Here is a 20682-nt window from a genome sequence, read left to right as displayed (position 1 = left end):
AAGCTGCAACGCGATCTCCCGCAGGCGGGAGAAGAGGGCGGGACGGCGATGCAGATCGCCGAGGCCGCGCAGGCGATCGGTATTCGCGATTTGCGCCAGTCGGCGTTGATGAAAGCTGCGCACGGGGTGACCAGCCTGGCGGAAATCACTCGAGTAACCAAGGACGAAGGGCTGGGAATCGGGGAGTCGGATCAGGGAATCGGAACAGCTTGGTGACCCGGAACAGCTTGGGGACCCGGAACAGCTTGGGGACCCGGAACAGCTTGGGGACCCATACGTTCCAGGCTGTTTTGTCTGGACAACTGCGTCGAGCATTCCAGCCGACTACCGGGAGCTGACGCATGAGCCAGTCCATCGCAGTGTCTCCCACACAGGCCATCGAGGCCGGCAACTGCGCTTTTACGATTCCCGATTCCCCACTCCCGACTCCCTGCTCTTCTACTCCATCCCCAGCTTCTTCAGCTTGTAACGCAGCGCCCGAAACGTGATGCCCAACTGCGCAGCAGTCTTGGTCTTGTTCCAGCGGTTTTCTTCCAGCGCCTTCTGGATCGCGGCGCGTTCCAGTTGCTCGATGTAGGAAGGCAGCGCGGCCGAGGCGGGGTCGATGTCGACGACGGCTTCGCGCGGTTCGGCCGCGGCGCCTCCTGGGGGGGCGGCCAACCGGTGGCCCCCGTGCGCGGGCAGGCGCAGGTCGGTAGCGCTGATCTGGTCGTCTTCGGCCAGGGCCAGGGCGCGTTCGAGGATGTTTCCCAGTTCGCGCACGTTGCCGGGGAAGCCGTAGTGATTCAAGGCGTCGAGTGCGGATTGGGTCAGCAGCGGAATGGGGCGGCCGTGGCTGTGCGCCAGGCGCGCGATGATGGCAGCGGCCAGCTGCGGCAGGTCGCCACCGCGTTCGCGCAGCGGCGGCACACGCAACTCGATCACGTTGATGCGGTAGTACAGGTCATGCCGAAAGCGGCCGTCGGAGACCAGGTCGCCCAGGTCCTTGTGGGTGGCCGAGAGGATGCGCACATCCACCAGCGATTCGCTGGATGCGCCGACCGGTCGCACCGACTTTTCCTGGATCGCGCGCAGCAGCTTGACCTGCATCTGCAACGGCAATTCGGCCACTTCGTCCAGAAACAGCGTGCCTCCATGCGCGGCCTGGAACAGCCCGGGCTTGTCGGCATGCGCGCCGGTGAAGCTGCCTTTCTTGTGGCCGAAGAATTCGCTTTCCATCAGCTCGGCGGGAATGGCGCCGCAGTTGACCGGCACGAACGGGCCGGCGGCACGTGCGCCTTGTTCGTGGATGGTGCGTGCGACCAGCTCCTTGCCCACGCCCGATTCGCCGACGATGTAGACCGGCGCCTGGCTGCGCGCGACCTTGCTGATGGTGGCGCGCAGGATTTCCATGGCACTGGAGTCGCCGAGCAGGCGGCTGGCCTGTTCCGGTGGCGGCGGTGGCGGAGCAGGGCGGTCGCGGTTGTTCAATTCCAGCGCGTGCTTGACCAGGCCGCGCAGTACGCCGATGTCGACCGGCTTGCTGACGAAATCGAAGGCGCCGGCTTTCAGTGCTTCCACGGCCAGGTCCATGCTGCCGAACGCGGTGATCATCGCCACCGGCGTCTGCGGATAGTGTTTTGCGATTTCGGTGACCAGTTCGATGCCGTTGCCGTCCGGCAAACGCATGTCGGTCAGGCACAGATCGTAGGGATTGTTGGCCAGCAACTCGCGCGCTTCGGCCAGGTTGGCAGCAGTGCTGATGCGCAGGCCCATGCGGCCCAGGGTGAGAACAAGCAACTCGCGGATATCACGCTCGTCATCGACAACCAGGGCGCTTTTGGGTTCGTTCATGGGACGCACGATAGCCCAGCGTGATGATGGTCGACAATTGTCGAGCAGGTGGCGGGCCAACGATTCACCTGCTGCGCGGGCGCGTCACTGCGGCTTTCAGCGCGTTTGCAAGCTGCCGATGCCAGTCGGCGATGGCTGTCGATGCGCTGCGTTGCCAAACGCATCTGCCTACGAAAGCCTTGCTGGCGTAAGCCCGCAAGACCTGCAGGCCAGGTGCCGCATGGCGTTTGCGTCTTCGCCAATGCGATGTTCTGCGATCGAACAAGTCGCTGCTCTGCTGGGTATCGCCACATCAGGCATCCCGCTCAGCCGACAGCCGAGCACTCACTTGCCGAGCAATCCGTTGGGGCCTTGCAACGAAATCCGGAAGCACGCGCCGCCGCCCGGGACCGAGACGTAGTCCAGTTGCGCCTGGTTGGCGCGGCAGAGTTCCTGGGCGATGTACAGGCCCAGGCCGGTGCCATGCTCGGAGGTGGTGTAGAACGGGCGGAACAGTTGTGCCGCCACGGCGTCGGGGATGCCTGGGCCGCGGTCGATCACATCGATCACTGCCTTGCGCTCGAGGCGTTCGACGTGCAGCTTGACGCGTGCCGGTTCGTCCATCACCCGGCCGTACTTGAGTGCGTTGTGCACCAGCGCGGTGAGGATCTGATGCAGGTGCTTGGGGTCGACCAACGCATGCACGGAGCTCCCCTGGATGCTGGCCTCCAGGATGTCGGTTTCCATCGACAAGGTCTGGCGATATTCGACCACGAAGCGGCGCACGAATGCGGCCAGGTCCAGATTGTCCGGGGTGGCGCGTTCCCGGCGCGCCAGCGCGAGGACGCTCTCGACGATGCCGTTGGTGCGCTGGCATTGCTGGTGGATGATCTGCAGCAGGCGGCGGTCGGCATCGCCGATGTCCGGCGATTCTTCCAGCAATTGGGAGGCGTAGCTGATTGCGGCCAGCGGGTTGCGGATCTCGTGCGCCAAGCTGGCCGAAAAGCGCCCCATGGCCGACAGGGTCAGCGATTCGGCACGTCGCGACACCACCGTGGCGTCGTCCAGGAACACCAGTGCCAGGTCGCTGTCGGCAAGCAGGCGCACGAAGCGCGGTTGCACTTCCGGGCGTTCGGCGCCGAGTTGCAGCGGCGCCTCTTCCTCGCGCCAGCCGCTACGCCAGCGCTGCAGCCGGCGCGCCAGTTCGGGGGTGAGCGCCACCAGCGACAGATCGGTGGACGGGGTGCGTTGGTCGCCATCGCCCAGCAAGCTCAGCGCCGCTTCGTTGGCCAACGAGATGTGGTTGTGGGTATCCACCACCAGCACGCCGGTGCGCATGCGCCGGATGATCAGCTCGTTGATCTCGTACAGATTGGCGACCTGGGCGCCGCGTTCTTCGGCCAGCATCTGGTTGCGACGGGCGCGCGCGGCGATTTGTTCGCAGATGAAGGCCACCGCGACGTAGCTGGTGGCAAACATCGCAAGCTCCGCCACCGGCCGGGTGGCGCCGCCGCCTTCGAGCAGGGTCCACAGGTATTCCAGCAGGATGGCGACGCTGGCGAGTACCGCGATGCTCATGCCGTAGCGCAGTCGCAGCAGGATGGAGGCGGCCGCCACGTTGAACAGCAGCATCATCGCAATGCCGGCGCTGGCGCCGGGCAGGGCGTGCGTGGCCAGGGTGGCGGCAAGGATGTCGGCCACTACCGCGCACAGCACGGTGGGGGTAAGGCGACGTTCGCCGCGGCCCCAGAACAGCAGCGGGATCGCCATGCACAGGTAGCCGATCGCCACGCCGGCGGCCAGGCGCGGGTAGCGCGGCTCGGGGATGGCGTCGGACAAGGGGCTGAACACCAGCGCGGCGATCAGGCCGGCCACCAGTACCCGGTACAGCGAGAAAAAGTACAGCTCGCGCTGCGGCGCGGACTGGATCCGGGCGATGAGCGATGCGATGGATGCCAAGCCGATTCCCCGCTGGAGCGAGCCGCGAGTATAGGCAGGTGCGCGGTCTGCGCAGCGCCTGCGCACAGAGTCGGCCTGCGCGCAAGCGCTGCGATCGGGCGGCCAATCCCGGGCAATTTTGCGCCGCACGGCGTGGTCGGCCACAATAGGCGGCCCGTTCGCGTCCCATGACGTGCCGCCCCGGCGGTCTGCGTTGCACGCAGCGGTCGTTTCCTTTTCCCACGGTGACGCATGAATTTCCACGAATACCAGTCAAAACAGCTGCTTGCCGAGTACGGCATCCCCGTTCCGGCCGGCAAGGTCGCGGCGACCCCGGACGAAGCGGTTGAAGTCGCCAATTCCCTGGGCAATGGCCCCTGGATGGTGAAAGCGCAGATCCACGCGGGCGGCCGCGGTAAGGCTGGCGGCGTCAAGTTCTGCAAGACCACCGACGATGTGAAGGCCGCAGCCGCCAAGATGCTCGGCACCAAGATGTCCACCTACCAGACCGCCGGCGTCGAGCTGCCGATCAACCTGGTGCTGGTCACCACCGCCGGTGAGATCGTCAAGGAGCTGTACCTGTCGATCCTGGTCGACCGCGGTACCAAGACCATCACCTACATCGCATCGAGCGAGGGTGGCGTGGAGATCGAGCAGGTGGCGGCCGAAACCCCGGAGCTGATCCACGCGCTCAATGTCGATTTCGTCGAAGGCGTGCAGGGCTACCACGGCCGCGATTTCGGCTTCAAGCTCGGCCTGAACGCCAAGCAGGCCGGACAGTTCGCCAGCATCATGGTGAACCTGTACAAGCTGTTCAACGAAAAGGACCTGGCGCTGGTTGAAATCAACCCGCTGGCGATCCTGGACGACGGCAACCTGTACGCGCTGGACGGCAAGTTCGACAGCGACGACAACGCCGCGTTCCGTCAGAAGCAGCTGGTCGCCATGCGCGACAAGACGCAGGAAGACGAAACCGAAGTGACCGCTTCGGAGCTGGACATCAACTACGTCACCATGGACGGCAACATCGGGTGCATGGTCAACGGCGCAGGCCTGGCCATGGCCACCATGGACGTCATCAAGCTCAATGGCGGCGAGCCGGCGAACTTCCTGGACGTGGGCGGCGGCGCGAACAAGCAGCGCGTCATCGAAGCGTTCAAGCTGATCCTGTCCTCGGACAAGGTCGAAGGCATCTTCGTCAACATCTTCGGCGGCATCGTCCGCTGCGACATGATCGCCGAAGGCATCATCGCCGCAGTCAAGGAAGTGGGCGTCAAGGTTCCGGTCGTGGTGCGCCTGGAAGGCACCAACGTGGAAGAAGGCAAGCAGCTGCTGCGCGACAGCGGCATGGCCATCATCCCGGCCGACAACATCAACGACGGCGCCAAGAAAGTCGTTGAAGCTGTCAAGAACGCCGCCTGATCCACGCCACCGAAGGAATTATCCATGTCCGTTTTGATTAACAAGAACACCAAGGTGATCGTGCAGGGCTTTACCGGCCAGCAGGGCACCTTCCACGCCACTCAGATGGTCGAGTACGGCACCCAGGTCGTCGGCGGCGTGACGCCCGGCAAGGGCGGCACCACCCATATCAATCTGCCGGTGTTCAACACCGTCGCCGATGCGGTCGAGGCCACCGGCGCCGACGCCTCGGTGATCTACGTGCCGCCGCCGTATGCGGCCGATGCGATCCTGGAAGCGGCTGCGGCCGGCATCAAGGTCATCGTGTGCATCACCGAAGGCATCCCGGTGCTGGACATGCTGCGCGTCAAGAACGTGCTGACCCGTTCGCATCCGGACACCGTGCTGATCGGGCCGAACTGCCCCGGCGTGATCACCCCGGGCGAGTGCAAGATCGGCATCATGCCGGGCCACATCCACAAGCCGGGCAAGATCGGCATCGTCTCGCGTTCGGGCACGCTGACCTATGAAGCGGTCAAGCAGACCACCGAAGTGGGCCTGGGCCAGAGCACCTGCATCGGCATCGGTGGCGACCCGATCAACGGCCTGAACTTCGTCGACTGTCTCAAGCTGTTCAATGAAGACCCGCAGACCGAGGGCATCATCATGGTCGGCGAAATCGGCGGCGACGCCGAGGAAGCCGGTGCCGAGTACATCAAGAACCACGTCAAGAAGCCGGTCGTCGGCTTCATCGCCGGTGCTTCGGCGCCGGCCGGCAAGCGCATGGGCCATGCTGGTGCGATCGCATCGGGCGGCAAGGGCACGGCCGAAGGCAAGTTCGCGGCGATGGAAGCTGCTGGCGTCAAGACCGTCCGTTCGCCGGGCGATCTGGGTGCGGCGATCGCTGCGCTGGTGAAGTAAGCACGCCCCACGCGCAAGTGTGTGAGCGCGCCATGAGGGCGCACTTGCCCAAGGAAATCCGGTAGCTGCTGGGATACGGTGGGGTCATGGTGACTAAGACCCCTTCGTCTCTTAAATGGCTAGTCGACAAGCGCGCCCGCCTCGCTGGCCACATTGCCCAGATCCAGAGAAGGGCCGACGCTGCTCGTCAGCTTGCGGCCGATCTGGACAGCAGCGTCGAGGCGACACGCAGGGATCTTGAAGCACTGGACCGCATTCTTGGCCTTCACGACATCTGCGTGCCGCCGGAGGTTATCCGACCGGTACGAATGTCGAGTGAGGGTCCGCTGCTACAGCGCGGCCATATCAGCCGAAACGTCCTGGCCTGTCTGAGAGAGGCGGCGGGTGAATGGCGGTCTACGACTGAGGTCCTGCTGTTCGTCGGCTCGCAGGGCAAGGCGGTGGGCGGAAATGTGCAGTATGCGGAGCTCAGGCTGCGGGTACGCAAATGCCTGCAGGCTCACTGTTCCGCCGGAAGGGTCATCCGGCGGAACAGCCCGCGCACTAACGTAGAGGGTTACTGGGCACTCGCGCCCGACGCCGATGACGGCGGGATGCCCTGATTCATTAGAATCTCAGTCCCGCGCCGTTTCCCCTGGTAGTAGCCGCGCCACCATCGCGAATGCCCCACGGTGAGGGCCTTTATCAGGAGCATTTCGACCTGTGTTCTGATCGAGAACCGGCGTACGTCCTCGCGCCACGCCATTTCGTTCGCATAGTCAGCCAGGTAAGCCGGCCGCACACCGTGCGAAACCCCATACTCCCAGCGTCTGAGCCGGCTGAAGAACGACTCGGCTTGGTTCTCGTTGACACCCTCGGCCGAAACGTACTCATGGCTATGCCTGACAGCGTAGTGGGTGTGTGTCGCTGAAACGGTCGCGTAGGCGGGACTTTCGTCGGTCATGATGATTGCTTCGGAGCTGACGTAACGCGCGATCAGCTTCGCGGCATCCTTGTCGTTCTCCGATCTGGCAACGGCGGCAATGCTGCGCACCGCACCTTCGCCTGGTCGTCCTTGCTGTCGGAAGATCATCACTACGCGCTTGTTCTTCCGCTTCTCCCAGTTCGTCCGTGTCATGCCGCTGGCGTGCCATGGGCGTTTGGCCGGGCGTCCGGCGATCCGATCGACAATGGCCTGGTCGTTGCGGAGTCCACGACGATTTGGCTTTCGAGGCTTTCCACCGAAGTAGCCGCCATCGATTTCAACGACGCCGGTGAGCGGTGTGAAGTCCTGGGTCCGGAAGATCGCCTCTCGCAGTTTTCCGAGGGCGACGTGCGCGGCCTTGTTTGAATAGTCACCCATGCGGCTCAATCCAAGGCCAGCCAAACCCTTCACCCCTGTGACGTAGTAGAAGGTCGCCAGGAGAATGCTGCGCAGGGACTTCTTCCTGCTGGAAAAGGCGGTGGCCGACGTTACCGAGAAATCCCGGCCGCACTCCTTGCATCGCCATTGCTGGCGCGCAGGCCGCCGGTAGTGCTGGGCCCACGCACCGCAGGCTGGGCATGCCTGGTGGGAGTCACTGCTCCAGCGCAGGCGGGCGAACATGGCATGGATATCATCGTCCGACATGCCGTAGATCGAGTGGATGGAGAAATCGCGGTAGGCCGCGCTCCGAAGGTAGTGCTGAGTCATAGAATTGGTCCGGAAGTGCCGGGCCGAGGGCGAGCAGCGCCCTCCGCGGCCACGGCATTGCTAGGGTCCGGGCAAGCCACTCCCGTTCACGCCCTGCGGGCGTGTTGACAATGGGTTTGGGAGGGGGGCACTATGGCTACGCAGCTCTCAAACTGCTTGCCACAAGAAGCCTAGTTCCCCTGCCAGGGTCCTAGGCTTTGTGCTTTCTGCCCTACTGGTTTTCGGTACTATTGGTTGACGGGTACGTCGATAGGGGCCTCCTGGGGAGCCGAAGTGGTGTTGGAAGCGAGCTCTTCGAGGTAGACGGCGACCGCTCTGGCGGTGGCATAAAGCCCCCGACGACCGGGGAGCTGCTGCATTGGGATGGTCAGGGCACCCCTGATCCGCGCCTTGCGCACAGCCTGCGGCGTGCGATAGCGCAGGAGCTGCGCAATATCAGACGTGCTGAGGAGTCCGCCGAACTGCGCCGTGAGCTGGAGTTCGCGGAGGGTCGTGGTGTCGGGAGATTCCATTTGCATGCCAGGTCACTCTGTATCGTGTGGGTTCGAGTATCGGCTGAAATCGTTGGCTCGCGGCGGGTCAACTTGGCCCGCGAAAAACGCCCTAAACTTGACCCATGCGAAAGACCCTGGACGATCTTCTTCGGGAATGGAGCGGGCAACAGCCGGAGCGGAAAACGCCATGGCGAGCTTTGCGCGGAAGGCTATGGCTCGATCACGCGCTATGGCTAAGCGGCCTGGAATGGACTCAATTCGAACGCATCTGCATCCAGCGAAACCGCTCGGCTTCCAAGCTCGGGGGCAAGTGGCGCGCGGGGACCAACTTGCCTAACCGTTCCTCGGCCCAGGCAATGGAAAGAGTGCTATCGGGTACTGCCTGGGTATTCGATTTGGCCCTCTTTCAACTGCTGTCCAACGAGCCTCTGACGCGCTCACGCCTCACTGCCCTGACTGCGAATTTCAGGCAGCCTGGATTCTTGGATGGACACTGTTGGAGGCTACCGCACCAAGATGGCGTGGCGATCTCCCACGACTCGCAAACGCTGCTCCATCGCGGGGATCTGTGGGGGCTGTTTGGCCTGGTCGGAGACGTTCGCTGGGCTGAGCTGGAGGGTGACGACTATAAGCACCTGGAATGCAGCCAGGACGCTTTCAGGGCACTTCCAGCTCTGCTTCGGACGCCCTGGGCTGCAGCGTGCGTTCCCCAGCTTTATGAGCTGCTGGAACGCGTTAGGCGGCGAGTTCCATATACCCGGGACGCCTACGAGGTCGAGTGGAAGACGATCGAAGAGTTGGCGGCGCGCGCCCAATTTTCGGCGGAGCCAGCTGACCGCTCCAGTGATGCCAATGGGTATGCGGAGCTGTACCCCGATCCCATTGTTCTGATGAAGCGGGTGCGAGATCGTCGGATTCGACAATGGTGAGCGCGTCAGGCGCGCGATCACTCTCCCGAGCAGGTACCAGTAGAATCCGCAATGTAGAAGGCCGGCAGGGATTCGTTTAAAAAACAGCCAAAAGTGAGCTAACTCGCTGTCAGCAAAGGCCTTTTACACGATACGCTGCCGACCTTCCAGTACGCCTGCCGGGCCTGTGAGCAGGTGACTTACGGCTGCTCTCATGGCGCAGCGCTGCGACTGGCACAAAGTGACCGCAAGCGGCAGGCAAGCGCGTTGCCTGTCAGCAGCGCGCTTCTGAGATCCCTTGTCGCGCCGTCCGTTTTCTGTTTCGCGTGGCAGCTGATTCTTCAGCAGCCTGTTGCTGCGAAGTTCAGTCCGCTCGAACGCCATCCACACCGCCCACATCCGTACTTCTGGTGAATACCCCCCAGGGCGATTCAGAATGCCTACGCGATCTGGCTTTGATAAATCTTCAGGCGGGGATGAGTCTCGTTCTCTTCAATTCGTGTTACCTGAAAGCGGGTGCCAGGAGGGAAGAGAACTTCCTGCTCATTCGGACGCTCCGAAAACATGGAGATGCGTTTTCCAGTTGTTGAATTGCTTTCCCACTCGACTGCCATTCCTTGCCAGGATGCATTCTTGGTTTCTGAGGCCGCGAAAAATCGGCGGTCCGTGGTGATGCTTCTTTCTTGGTATCGTTCCGATACCCAGTCCGGCAACTGATCTTCGCCGGTGAAGACAGTCCCTTGATATGAATATTCTTCGGGAAGCGAGTGCAGGGCGGAAATGATGCATTTTGCAAATGCAAGGCCATGAGCAGTGGGCCTCGCTTCTTTCTCCAGAACATCCTGTACTACCTCATAATCGTCCGTCGTCCATGCCTGCAGCGCCACGAGATCCTCGGTTGCCATGTATTTGAGTTCTGGGTGGTTCCACTTCATCTGTGCCATTCTTTGCATCATCCCATTCCACCGCTGCTGCCTCTCTGGGCGGTATTGTTCGCCCCAAAGAGTTATGAGCGCAGTCTTGAACTGTTTTCGCTCTTCAGGTGTGCTTCGGAACTGCGCCCCATCGTGTTGGACCCGCTGCCAAAGTTGCTTTTTTTGCTTTATCAGATCGCTGGTGTTCAACTCCACCAGTGGACTTAATGGACGAGGGCTCGAGCTCGCTCTAGGAGACCCGAGTGCCGCCAAGCCATGCAGGCTCGGTGACATGGGCGCCTCGGGGGATGAAGGCGTAGAGGGCGTGGTCTGCTCTGCGGTGTGGGTTAAATAATGCTCAGGTGAACCCGCTACGGGTGAACCCACCACGCTCGGCTTTGAAGTGCATAACCCCATCTTGATCTCCTGCAGTGACTGTAGGAGCAAGTTTGGAGGGAAACTTTCCGATTCGCTCCGCCTCACCGAAATCCTGGCTGGGACGACGAAGGCACTGACGCGGAGGATTCCCGAGCCTTCGCCAAGCGGCTGATCATTTGCCTGCCGGCATTGCACCGGCTGCGATGGCGTTTTCGAGTTCGCCAACGGAGTGCGCTGGCCGCAGCTGCGCCAGGAGTTGTTCCAACGTGCTCAGACGCACCGTGGCCCGCAAGGTGTCCGCCTCGGCGTGTTCCCGGCGCTGGCGCTCTTCGACCAGTTCGGTCCGCGCCGCCGACAGTTCGGTGCGCACGCCTTCCAGCGCGTGGACATCGTCGGTCCAGCGCACCTGCAGGGCTTGGTGCTCGGCGGCCGCCAGGCGCAGCGCGTCGCGCTCGCGTTGCTGGGCGTCGGCCCGCTGGCGTGCCTGCGCCAGTTCCCGCTCCAGGCGGGTCTGGCGTTCCAGCCACTGGCCGTTTTCCCGGTTGAGCTGCATCAGGTCGTGGTTCTTGGCGGTCAGCGCCTCGTTGGCCTGCCGTAGGGCGACCTGCAGTTCCTGCACCTGGTGCGCGTGCCGGCGCTGTTCCTGCTCGCGCTGGTCCTTGACCGAGGTGCGGTAGTGCTCCAGGGCTTCCCTGGCGTGTTCGTGCTTGTGTTCCAACGATTTCGCATGGGCGTCGTGCTCGGCTACGCGAACAGTCAGGCCTGAGATCCGCTCCTCAAGCTGGGCCAGTTCGGTGGTGCGGCGGGCCACTTCGCTCCTGGCAGCGTCGCCCGCCTCGCGTTCGGCCTGCAGGCCGGTCTCGCAGCGTTGCAGCTGCGTTATGAGTGAGCCGGCCTCGTGTCGGGCCTGCTCCAGCGCTTGGGTGCGTTCCTGCAGCTGCGCCTGGAAGCGCGCCTGGGCCTGCGCAACGACCGTATCGGCCTCGCTGTGAAACCGCTCGGCGAGGCGGGCGATGAGGTCTTGAAGCGCCTCGCTCACGGCCATCTTCGCGCCAACGCCTTGCCCTTCCTCCTCTTCCAACTCTCTCAGGTAACGGTGAATGGTGGTCTTGGAACCGGTATTGCCGAGCGCCACCTGGACCGCATCGACAGACGGATGCTTGCCCGTTGCCCGTTGCCCGTTGCCCGTGGCGCGCAGGCGATCGCGGGCACGCTGCACATCACTTTTGTACAGCCCAGACCGTGCCATCCGTCACTCCACATATTTCGTAACGTATTACATACCATGTAATTACATACTCCTCAACGCATTAAAACGGACCGTCGATAGGCGTTGAGCTCACGCGGGATAATGTTGAATTATCCCGCCTAATCCCGATTTTTCGGCTAGGCTCGCACGCGGGCCGTTACACCCCAGCCCATCGGGCGACTGGAGGAGCCGATGATCAGCGTTGGGCAGTACCTGGAAGCCGCCACCCGACCCAACACCCAACGCGCTTACGCCGCGGCGACCCGCCATTTCGAGGTCGAGTGGGGTGGTCATCTGCCGGCGACCGCAGAGCAGGTGGCGCGCTACTTGGCCGCCTACGCCGGGCAACTCGCGCTCAACACACTCAGGCACCGGCTCGCAGCACTGGCCCAGTGACACCAGGCGCACGGTTTCGCCGACCCCACGCGGGCGCCCGTCGTACGCAAGGTGCTCAAGGGCATCCAAACGGTGCATCCGAGTCAGGAAAAGCGAGCCACGCCACTACAGCTCACGCAGTTGGGTCAGGTCGTGGATTGGCTCGATGGCGCCGCAACTGCGGCCGGAACGCGTGACGATGCGGCCGGTCGGCTCCGGCACCTGCGCGATCGCGCCTTTGTACTGCTGGGCTTTTGGCGCGGTTTCCGCGGCGACGAACTGGTTCGCCTCCAGGTTCAGGATTTGGAGTTGGTGGCCGGCGAAGGCATGACCTGCTTCCTGCCGCACAGCAAGAGCGATCGCCAGCACGCCGGCACCACCTACAAGGTCCCGGCACTGTCGCGCTGGTGCCCGGTGGCTGCCACCATGACCTGGGTCGCGGCAGCCGCCCTCCACGAGGGGCCACTGTTTCGCGCGGTCAACCAGTGGGGCGGGATTGCCGCCGCGCCACTCCACCCCAACAGCCTGGTGCATCTGCTACGGCGGATCTTCCGTGAGGCGGGGCTGAGTTCTCCCAACGACTACAGCGGCCACTCGCTGCGGCGCGGCTTTGCCGGCTGGGCCAACGCCAACGGCTGGGATGTCAAGGCGCTGATGGAGTACGTCGGCTGGCGCGACGTGCAGTCGGCGATGCGCTACCTCGACGGGGCCGATCCGTTCGCCCGCCAGCGCATTGAGGCGAGCCTGCCGCCAGCCACACCACCGCTGCTGGCCCTGGCGGCGCCGGCTCCCGATCCAGTGCCGACCACGGCGGTCGAAGCGACTGTCACCCTGACGCGCTTCAACTCGCGTGTGCGCGGACTGGCCAAAGCGCATCGGCTGATCGAGCAAATCTGCCTGCAACCGCATCAGGCGCAGCGACTCAACACCGACGGCACGCGCTACCGGTTGGCGATCGCGGCCGTTGACGAGGCTGCCTTTGAAGAAACCATCGCAATGCTGCTCGACGAGATGCACCGCATCGCCGACAACCACCAGTGCTTCCTCGCCGTCGCCTTGCGCGATGAAGCGGGCGAGCGCCATTGGGACTAAACCTGAGCATGACGACGCTGCACGAAACCGCCTACCCGCGCCTCAAGCCCGATCCCACCGCCAAAGAGCTCCAGGATATCTACACGCCTACTGCGGTGGAGCTGCAGTGCGTCCGGAACATCGCTACCGGCCCGGCCACACGGCTGGCCCTGCTGCTGCACCTGAAGCTGTTCCAGCGCCTGGGTTATTTCACGACCCTGATCGAGGTGCCCGAACGTATCGTGCAGCATGTCGCTCAGACGCTGGGAATGCGCCGCGTGCCCGCCGACCGGTTGGCGAGCTACGACGCCTCCGGCGCCAAGCACGTGCATCTGGCCCAACTGCGGGCGTTCCTCAACGTCTGTCCGCTCGATGCGGCTGGGCGAGACTGGCTCGGCACCGTGGCTGAAACGGCTGCGCAGACCAAGCACATCGTGCCCGATATCGTGAACGTGATGCTTGAAGAGCTGGTGCATCACCGCTTTGAGTTGCCGGCCTTCAGCACGCTCGGACGCACCGCGATCGCCGCCCGCGAACATGTCCACGAGGCGCACTACCGCCAGATCGCCGATGCGTTGTCACCGACCATGCGGACGCTGATCGATAACCTGCTGCTGACACCACCAGGCAGCCACCACAATGATTGGCACAGGCTCAAGCGCGAGCCCAAACGCCCAACCAACAAGGAAGTGCGCCATTACCTGCGGCACATCCAGCGCCTGCGCATCCTGGCCGAGCAGCTGCCACCGATCGATGTCTCGGTGCCTAAGCTCAAGCAATTCCGGGCGATGGCCCGCGCACTCGATGCCGCCGAGTTGGCCGAACTGGTCCCGATCAAGCGCTATGCGCTGGCCGCGATCTTCATCCGCTCCCAGTATCGCAAGACGCTCGACGATGCGGCCGACCTGTTCATCCGCCTGATCCAGAACCTGGAGAACACCGCGCAGCAAAAGCTGATCGCTTATCAGCTCGAACACAGCAAACGGGCCGATGCCCTGATCGGCCAGCTCCGGGAGATCCTGCAGGCCTATCAGGTCGAGGGCACAGACACCGAGCGTGTGGGCGCGATCGCGGGCGTGCTGGTCGCCGACATCGCTCTGCTGACGGCTGAGTGCGACGAGCACGTGGCCTACGCCGGCCGCAACTATCTGCCATTCCTGCTGGCACCCTATGGGACGTTGCGTCCGCTGCTGTTCAACTGCCTGGAAATCATGGGCCTGGGTGCCGCCAGCCAGGACCCCAGCATGGAGCGCATGATCGGCGCTGTCCTGGCGCTGCGCAGTCAGCGCCGCGAGACGATCGACGCCGCTAGCCTGGGCGTGGCTACAACCGACCTGACGTGGTTATCGTCAGCCTGGCGCAAGCATGTGATGCCCAAAGCCTTGGCCGCCGCCAGCCCCGGCTGGATCCATCGCAAGTACTTCGAACTGGCGGTGCTCGCGCAGATCAAGGACGAACTCAAATCCGGCGACCTGTACATCCCGCACGGCGAGCGTTACGACGACTACCGCGAGCAACTAGTCGACGAGGCGACACTCGCGCAGGAACTGGACGCCTACGGCGAGGTCTCGGGCATCGCCACCGACGCGGCTGACTTCGTGCAGGGTCTGCGCACCGAACTGACGACATTGGCCGATGCCATGGACGCTCGGTTCTCGGACAACCTGCACGCCAGCATGCTCGACGGGCGGCTGGTGCTCAAGCGCCTGCAGGGCGCACAGGTGACCCAGGCCATCGCCACAGTGGACAGCGCGATCACCGACCGGCTGCCGCCGACCAGCATCGTCGATGTCCTGGTCGACACCACCCGCTGGCTGGACCTGCACGTGCACTTCCGCCCGATCGCCGGCACCGACGCGCGAGTCGACGATCTGCTGCGGCGCGTGATCACCACCTTGTTCTGCTACGGCTGCAATCTGGGGCCGACCCAGACCGCGCGTTCGGTCAAGGGCTTCAGCCGGCGCCAGATCTCGTGGTTGAACTTGAAGTACGTCACCGATGAAACGCTCGACAAGGCGATCGTCCAGGTGATCAACATGTACAACAAGTTCGAGTTACCCGGCTACTGGGGCAGTGGCAAGAGCGCCTCGGCCGACGGCACGAAGTGGAACGTGTACGAGCAGAACCTACTGTCGGAATACCACATTCGCTACGGCGGCTATGGTGGCATCGGTTACTACCATGTGTCCGACAAGTACATCGCGTTGTTCAGCCACTTCATCCCGTGTGGCATACACGAAGCGGTCTACATCCTCGACGGGATGCTGGCCAACCGGTCCGACATCCAGCCCGACACCGTACACGGCGACACCCAGGCGCAGAGCTTCCCGGTATTCGGGCTGGCGCATCTGCTGGGCATCAACCTCATGCCGCGCATCCGCAACATCAAGGACCTGGTGTTTTCCCGGCCGGAGCCAGGTCGGACCTACGAGAATATCCAGGCGCTGTTCGGGGACAGCATCGACTGGACACTCATCGAGACCCACGTGCACGACATGCTGCGGGTCGCCATCTCGATCAAACTGGGCAAGATCACCGCTTCCACCATCCTGCGCCGGCTCGGCACCTACAGCCGCAAGAACAAGCTGTACTGGGCATTTCGCGAACTGGGCAAGGCGGTACGCACACTGTTCCTGTTGCGCTACATCGACGATGTCGAAGTGCGCAAGACCATCCACGCCGCCACCAACAAGAGCGAGGAGTTCAACGGCTTCGTCAAATCGGCCTTCTTCGGCGGTGAAGGGATCATCGCCGAGAACGTCCAGCACGAACAGCGCAAGATCGTGCGTTACAACCAGTTGGTGCCCAACCTGGTCAGCCTGCACAACGTGGAGCAGATGACCCGCGTGTTGGCGCAGCTGCGGGACGAGGGCTCAAACATCAGCACGGAAGTGCTAGCCGGCCTGTCGCCATATCGGACCAGCCATATCAACCGGTTCGGTGACTACACCTTGGACCTCAAGCGGCAGGTCGAGCCAATCGATTTTTCGCGGAGAATTCTTGCGGCGACCACGCGTTAGGACGCAATCAGCTGTTTTTTTACCGGGCGAATTCCTGCTTGCCCATCGCGGTCAAAAACGCATAGCTGCAATAATTACATCCTGGGAACAGGAGGGCTAGAGTGGCCGCTCAACCACCACCTCGGGTATCTCATGATCATGCCTTCGCGCCTTTTGCGTTTAACGCTCGGTGTCAGCGTCTGTGTGGCCGCAACCAGCGTAGCAGCGCAAGCCATTGCTCCCGAAACAACCGCATCCTCCGCAACCGACGCCGGTGGGCAACAGCAGGATCCCGCACCCACTGCGAGCTTCGAACAGTGGCTGGCAGACTTCCGCCAACGCGCGCTTGCCGCCGGCATTGGAGCCACCACGCTGGATAACGCATTGGCTGGTGTCACACCCGATCCAGCGGTGCATGAACTGGATCAGCGGCAACCCGAATTCACCCAGTATCTATGGGACTATCTCGACGCGCGTGTCACACCTTCGGCCATCCAGGAAGGACAGCAGCTGCTGATCAGCCAGCACGCCCTCTTCGAGAAGTTGCGGCAGCACTACGGTGTGGATCCGGGCATTCTGACCGCCATCTGGAGCATGGAAAGCGGGTACGGCAAGCAGATCGGGGACTTTTATGTCATTCGCTCCCTGGCGACACTGGCCCATGAGGGACGGCGCACCACGTATGGCAACACGCAGCTGCTTGCGGCCCTGCAGATCCTGCAGACGGAAAAAAGCATTGATCGCTCGCAACTGGTGGGTTCGTGGGCCGGCGCCATGGGACAGACGCAATTCATTCCGAGCACCTATCGCGACTACGCCGTCGACGAGGATGGCGACCAGAAGCGGGATGTCTGGAATTCCAAGGCAGACGCTTTGGGCTCTGCGGCGAATTATCTCAAGCAGAACAATTGGACCAGCGCTGTTCCCTGGGGCCAGGAAGTCCAGCTGTCAGCCGGCTTCGACTACGCGCAGGCCGACCTGACGATCAAGAAGACCGTCGCCGAATGGCAGCGCCTGGGCGTGGCGCCCCGCAGGCCGATTGCGCCCGCACTGGCGCAGCAGTTGGCATCGGTGTTGTTGCCCACCGGATACCGCGGCCCGGCCTTCCTAGTGTTCGATAACTTCCGCAGCATTCTGCGCTACAACAATTCCACCGCCTATGCCCTGGCGGTCGGCTTGCTGGCAGACGGCTATGCGGGCAGGGCCGGGGTCAAGCAACCCTGGCCCAAAGACGATCCGCCGCTCAATAGCACGGCCCAGATCACCGAGCTGCAGCAGAGGCTGACCGACAAGGGATTCGACGTGGGCGGCATCGACGGTGTGCTGGGGGCGCAAACTCGCCAGGGAATCCGTGCATTCCAGCGTAGCCAGCAATTGCCGCAGGACGGTTACGCCAGTACGTCGCTGCTGGCCCGTCTGCGGGCCGCCTGATCGGGGATGTACGTCGGAGGCTGCAATTCTTCACCCACTTACAAGTACTGCAAGGCCATCAATAATGGTGCGGGAATCTCAAAAATGGGTTGCACTATCTCAACGACAAACAACGCCCCGCACTCGCCGCGCCAAGAGGACGCGCCTCCCCTTCCGCCGCAGACGCGGCAATCCTTTGTGGGTGTCGTAAATGGGCTGTTGAGCGATTTGCCCAAGCGTCGGCGTCGTGGTGGGTCGCTCTCCGATCCTGATATCTCCCTCGCCGGCTACTTGCTGAGCAAAGCCGTCATCGGGGATCCGGTCGAGCCCCAGGACATCCCTCGGCTGCACAAGGCGAACAACACGATGCAGGAGACACGGGCGCGCTTCCCATACGGACGCGGCAACGTCGCCACCGACATTGCCGTCAGCGATCACGCATCCAGTCAACATGCGCAGGCCGCACATGATGTGTTTGTCGATCTGGTGCGCGCCGCGCCGCCGGCGTCAATGCTCACGAATCCGACGCTGGGGCATGCGGTCGTATCTGAATTCGTCCAGGGCGGTCATTGCGCCGGATATGCTGCCGTAGCAACCATGCGACATGTACAGAAGCTTCAGCCAGAAGAAAGCGTCCACTATGTCCAGCACAACCATCAGGGCCATGACTGGGCTGAGTCGCGCGTGCCGGACGGACATCACAAGACCATCGTCCTAGACCCTTGGGCTCAAGGACCGGCGGTGTTTGCGTCCGACAGCAGATTTGCGGCAAATGCTCAACACACCCAAGAACGCTTGGCCTTGAATGCCAAGGACGGAGATGATATTGCCGCCAAGACGGCCGCAGGCGCGCAGTATCTTCTGGAAAACTGCCTCCCCCTGACTGAAACACACCTCAAGAGACTGAAAGCCCAGGAGTTCCATTGCGCGCCTGAGGAAGTCTGGCAACCGCAACCTGTGGTAAGCGATGCGTTTCGTAGACGGGTTCGGCAAAGTCTGGCTACATTGACCAACTCTTCAGAGCTTGGCTTGTCGCGGGCAGAGCAGAGCAGCAAGGCTTTGAAGAAGATGTCCATCAAATCGGCATGCGCACTGGGTTTCGGCAAGAAAGCAGCAAGCGCAGCTGCCGAAGGCATTGCCGCTGCCGCATATCAGCTGTGCGAGCAGAGCCAGTAACCGGTGATGGACCCAACCATGCGGGTGGGTCACATCAGTCCAAGACTCTAAACCCAGCCGGTACTCAGGGCGGGGGACGTCGAGCCAAGCATTTTTCACAAACTCCTGCGGGCACTTTTGAGCGCTATCTATTCATTACCGGGCTTGGGCGCGATCAGTTCCTTCTGCTTAGGTAGCGGACCGGGACGGAAGCGCCCTCCCGCTCGCGCTTGCGACACGGCAAACTGCACATCATCTTCAGTATCGGGCTGACTCCTAATCGAGCTTTGCCTCTTCAATCCTTGCAATACACCCTGTGTCTCCCGATGAGTCGCCGACTCTTGCGTCGCTTGCTCATTCGTGGTCCGACCAGCGTGTTGCTCGACAACATATTCGCTCGCTTTCCCACTGGCACCTGTGACGTTGAAGCATCCCATATAAGAACTCCTACTTGAGAGTGCGGGCTGCTAACTTCTCACGAAAAGCGTAAACCTGCTTTCGCCAAGCGAAAAACTCTTTGGACTAGCGAAATTGTGCCTAGTGATCGGGCGCAGCTGAAAACTAAACAACGTGCCTGGACCTCGTGGGTAAATGTGCTGCCGTGTGTGTAAACACCACGTTATTCAGTGGAATGTGGATCCGGGAGATGTGGGGAGGTCGGTGTGCGAGGCTGCTATGGGGTCGATGCCGCCGCAGGCGTCATGATCGGCGGGGCCACGTCCACGACCAGTACGGCCACGCGCTAGAGGAGGCTTGATACGCCCAGGGTTCCGTAGACACTCAAGACCCTCGTTGCGCGTAGCGCCGTTCAAACTCTACAGGGGACAGGTCGCCAGTTGAACCATGACGGCGTTGTGGGTTGTAGAACATCTCGATGTAGTCGAACACCTCGGCGCGTGCGGCGTCCTTGGTGGGGTAGATCCGCCGCCTGATCCGCTCGCGTTTGAGCAGACCAAAGAAGCTCTCCACCGGTGCGTTGTGCCCCAAGGGCAGGCTTCGCGCTCGTGGCAGTTGCCACGCCGACTCATGCTGCACACCAAGCCATGGGACGCCAGGAAACTGCGCCAGTCATCGCTGGTGTAGACAGACCCCTGGTCCGAATGAACCAGGCAACCAGCGCTGGGTTTGCGCCGCCACACCGCCGACAGCAAGGCCTGCACGACCAACTCGGTATCGGCTCGATCGCGCATCGCCCAGCCGACGACCTGCCTGGAAAACAGATCGATCACCACAGCCAGGTACATCCAGCCTTCATGCGTACGGATGAAGGTGAAGTCGCTCGCCCAGGCCGTGTCCGGCTCGGTCACGTCGAACTGTCGATCCAGCAGGTTGGCTGCCGCCTTGCACGGCGTTCCGCCATGGAAGCGCGGCTTGCGGCCATAGCCCACCTGGGCACGCAGTCCCTCGGTGCGCATCAATCGATGCACCCGATGGCGACTGCAACGCTCACCCAGATCGCGTAGATCCTTGGCAATCTTGCGATGCCCATAGACACTGCCGCTGGCCAACCAGTGGTGCTTGATCAGCCCCAGCAGGCGTTCGTCTTCCTTGGCGCGTTCACTGTCGGGCGACTTTAGCCACGCGTAGTATCCAGCCCGGTTCACCCGCAAAACCCGGCACATCGCGCACACCCTGAATTCTTCGCGGTGGACTTGCATGAAGAGGTACTTTGCCTTTACCCCTTGGCAAAGTACGCGGCGGCCTTTTTTAGGATGTCGCGCTCCTCCGTCACCCGGCGCAACTCGATCTTCAGCCGCCGGACTTCGGCGCTCTGGTCCGCCTCAGCGCGCTGTACTACGCCGGGCTTGCCGAACTTGCGCAGCCAAGCGTACAGGCTGTGCGTGGTGACACCCAGTCGCTCGGCGACCTCTGCCACCTTGAACCCACGATCGGTCACTTGCCGGACCGCCTCGATCTTGAACTCATCCGTATACCGCTTACTGCTCATGGACACCTCCGAATCAGCCATTTTCCATGGCCTTGAG

12 protein-coding genes and 3 pseudogenes are annotated in these 20682 nt (G+C 62.6%); 8 read left to right on the top strand and 7 right to left on the bottom strand.

What is annotated here, in order from left to right; genetic code table 11:
• Positions 1 to 33 precede the first annotated feature (33 nt).
• A pseudogene (locus AMD14_RS16825) lies at positions 34 to 216 on the top strand (hypothetical protein); the annotation flags it as partial.
• A 222-nt stretch (positions 217 to 438) separates the two neighbouring features.
• On the opposite strand, the gene AMD14_RS16820 reads toward AMD14_RS16825, so the two are convergent.
• On the bottom strand, positions 439 to 1833 hold the full coding sequence (locus AMD14_RS16820; RefSeq protein WP_015463522.1) for a sigma-54-dependent transcriptional regulator: 1395 nt from the start codon (positions 1831 to 1833) through the stop codon (positions 439 to 441).
• 324 nt (positions 1834 to 2157) lie between these two features.
• Positions 2158 to 3771: a sensor histidine kinase gene (locus AMD14_RS16815; protein WP_003488599.1), complete on the bottom strand. Its 1614-nt coding sequence runs from the start codon at positions 3769 to 3771 to the stop codon at positions 2158 to 2160.
• 231 nt (positions 3772 to 4002) lie between these two features.
• Here AMD14_RS16815 and sucC point away from each other — a divergent pair, with 231 nt between their 5' ends.
• The 3 genes from sucC (at position 4003) to AMD14_RS23820 (ending at position 6674) form a co-directional block, all read left to right on the top strand.
• Positions 4003 to 5172, top strand: coding sequence for an ADP-forming succinate--CoA ligase subunit beta (gene sucC / locus AMD14_RS16810; RefSeq protein WP_005915812.1), 1170 nt, complete (start codon positions 4003 to 4005; stop codon positions 5170 to 5172).
• 24 nt (positions 5173 to 5196) lie between these two features.
• Positions 5197 to 6072 carry a succinate--CoA ligase subunit alpha gene (gene sucD, locus AMD14_RS16805; protein ID WP_005921370.1) on the top strand — a complete coding sequence of 292 codons (876 nt, stop codon included), beginning with the start codon at positions 5197 to 5199 and terminating at the stop codon, positions 6070 to 6072.
• An 86-nt stretch (positions 6073 to 6158) separates the two neighbouring features.
• Positions 6159 to 6674, top strand: a complete 516-nt coding sequence (locus AMD14_RS23820; protein ID WP_011052123.1) for a hypothetical protein — start codon at positions 6159 to 6161, stop codon at positions 6672 to 6674.
• Here AMD14_RS23820 and AMD14_RS16800 read toward each other — a convergent pair.
• The 4 genes from AMD14_RS16800 to AMD14_RS16780 form a co-directional block, all read right to left on the bottom strand.
• Complete coding sequence (locus AMD14_RS16800) at positions 6629 to 7744, bottom strand: IS1595 family transposase (protein ID WP_011052122.1); 1116 nt, start codon at positions 7742 to 7744, stop codon at positions 6629 to 6631. The two genes, AMD14_RS23820 and AMD14_RS16800, sit on opposite strands and share 46 nt — an antisense overlap.
• Positions 7745 to 7971: 227 nt before the next feature.
• Positions 7972 to 8256, bottom strand: a complete 285-nt coding sequence (locus AMD14_RS16795) for a hypothetical protein (protein ID WP_016849322.1) — start codon at positions 8254 to 8256, stop codon at positions 7972 to 7974.
• A 1330-nt stretch (positions 8257 to 9586) separates the two neighbouring features.
• Positions 9587 to 10477, bottom strand: a complete 891-nt coding sequence (gene xopAI / locus AMD14_RS16785) for a type III secretion system effector XopAI (RefSeq protein WP_011052119.1) — start codon at positions 10475 to 10477, stop codon at positions 9587 to 9589.
• A 133-nt stretch (positions 10478 to 10610) separates the two neighbouring features.
• Positions 10611 to 11687 (bottom strand): DNA-binding protein, encoded by a 1077-nt coding sequence (locus AMD14_RS16780; protein WP_011052118.1) that lies wholly within the window; start codon positions 11685 to 11687, stop codon positions 10611 to 10613.
• 192 nt (positions 11688 to 11879) lie between these two features.
• On the opposite strand from AMD14_RS16780, the pseudogene AMD14_RS16770 reads away from it, so the two are divergent.
• The 4 genes and pseudogenes from AMD14_RS16770 (at position 11880) to avrXacE2 (ending at position 18718) form a co-directional block, all read left to right on the top strand.
• Positions 11880 to 13154 (top strand): annotated as a pseudogene (locus AMD14_RS16770) (site-specific integrase).
• Positions 13155 to 13162: 8 nt separating this feature from the next.
• Positions 13163 to 16153: a Tn3 family transposase gene (locus tag AMD14_RS16765; RefSeq protein WP_045720676.1), complete on the top strand. Its 2991-nt coding sequence runs from the start codon at positions 13163 to 13165 to the stop codon at positions 16151 to 16153.
• A gap of 132 nt (positions 16154 to 16285) precedes the next feature.
• Positions 16286 to 17563 (top strand): lytic murein transglycosylase, encoded by a 1278-nt coding sequence (locus AMD14_RS16760; protein ID WP_011052115.1) that lies wholly within the window; start codon positions 16286 to 16288, stop codon positions 17561 to 17563.
• An 84-nt stretch (positions 17564 to 17647) separates the two neighbouring features.
• Positions 17648 to 18718, top strand: coding sequence for a type III secretion system effector avirulence protein AvrXacE2 (gene avrXacE2 / locus AMD14_RS16755; RefSeq protein WP_011052114.1), 1071 nt, complete (start codon positions 17648 to 17650; stop codon positions 18716 to 18718).
• 759 nt (positions 18719 to 19477) lie between these two features.
• Here avrXacE2 and AMD14_RS23810 read toward each other — a convergent pair.
• Positions 19478 to 20645: pseudogene (locus AMD14_RS23810) on the bottom strand (IS3 family transposase).
• Positions 20646 to 20682: the final 37 nt, after the last annotated feature.

The organism is Xanthomonas citri pv. citri (assembly GCF_000961215.1).
GTDB classification, from domain to species: Bacteria; Pseudomonadota; Gammaproteobacteria; order Xanthomonadales; family Xanthomonadaceae; genus Xanthomonas; species Xanthomonas cissicola.
Note: the sequence above shows the minus strand (reverse complement) of the source record. Positions and strands in the feature narration are given on the sequence as shown.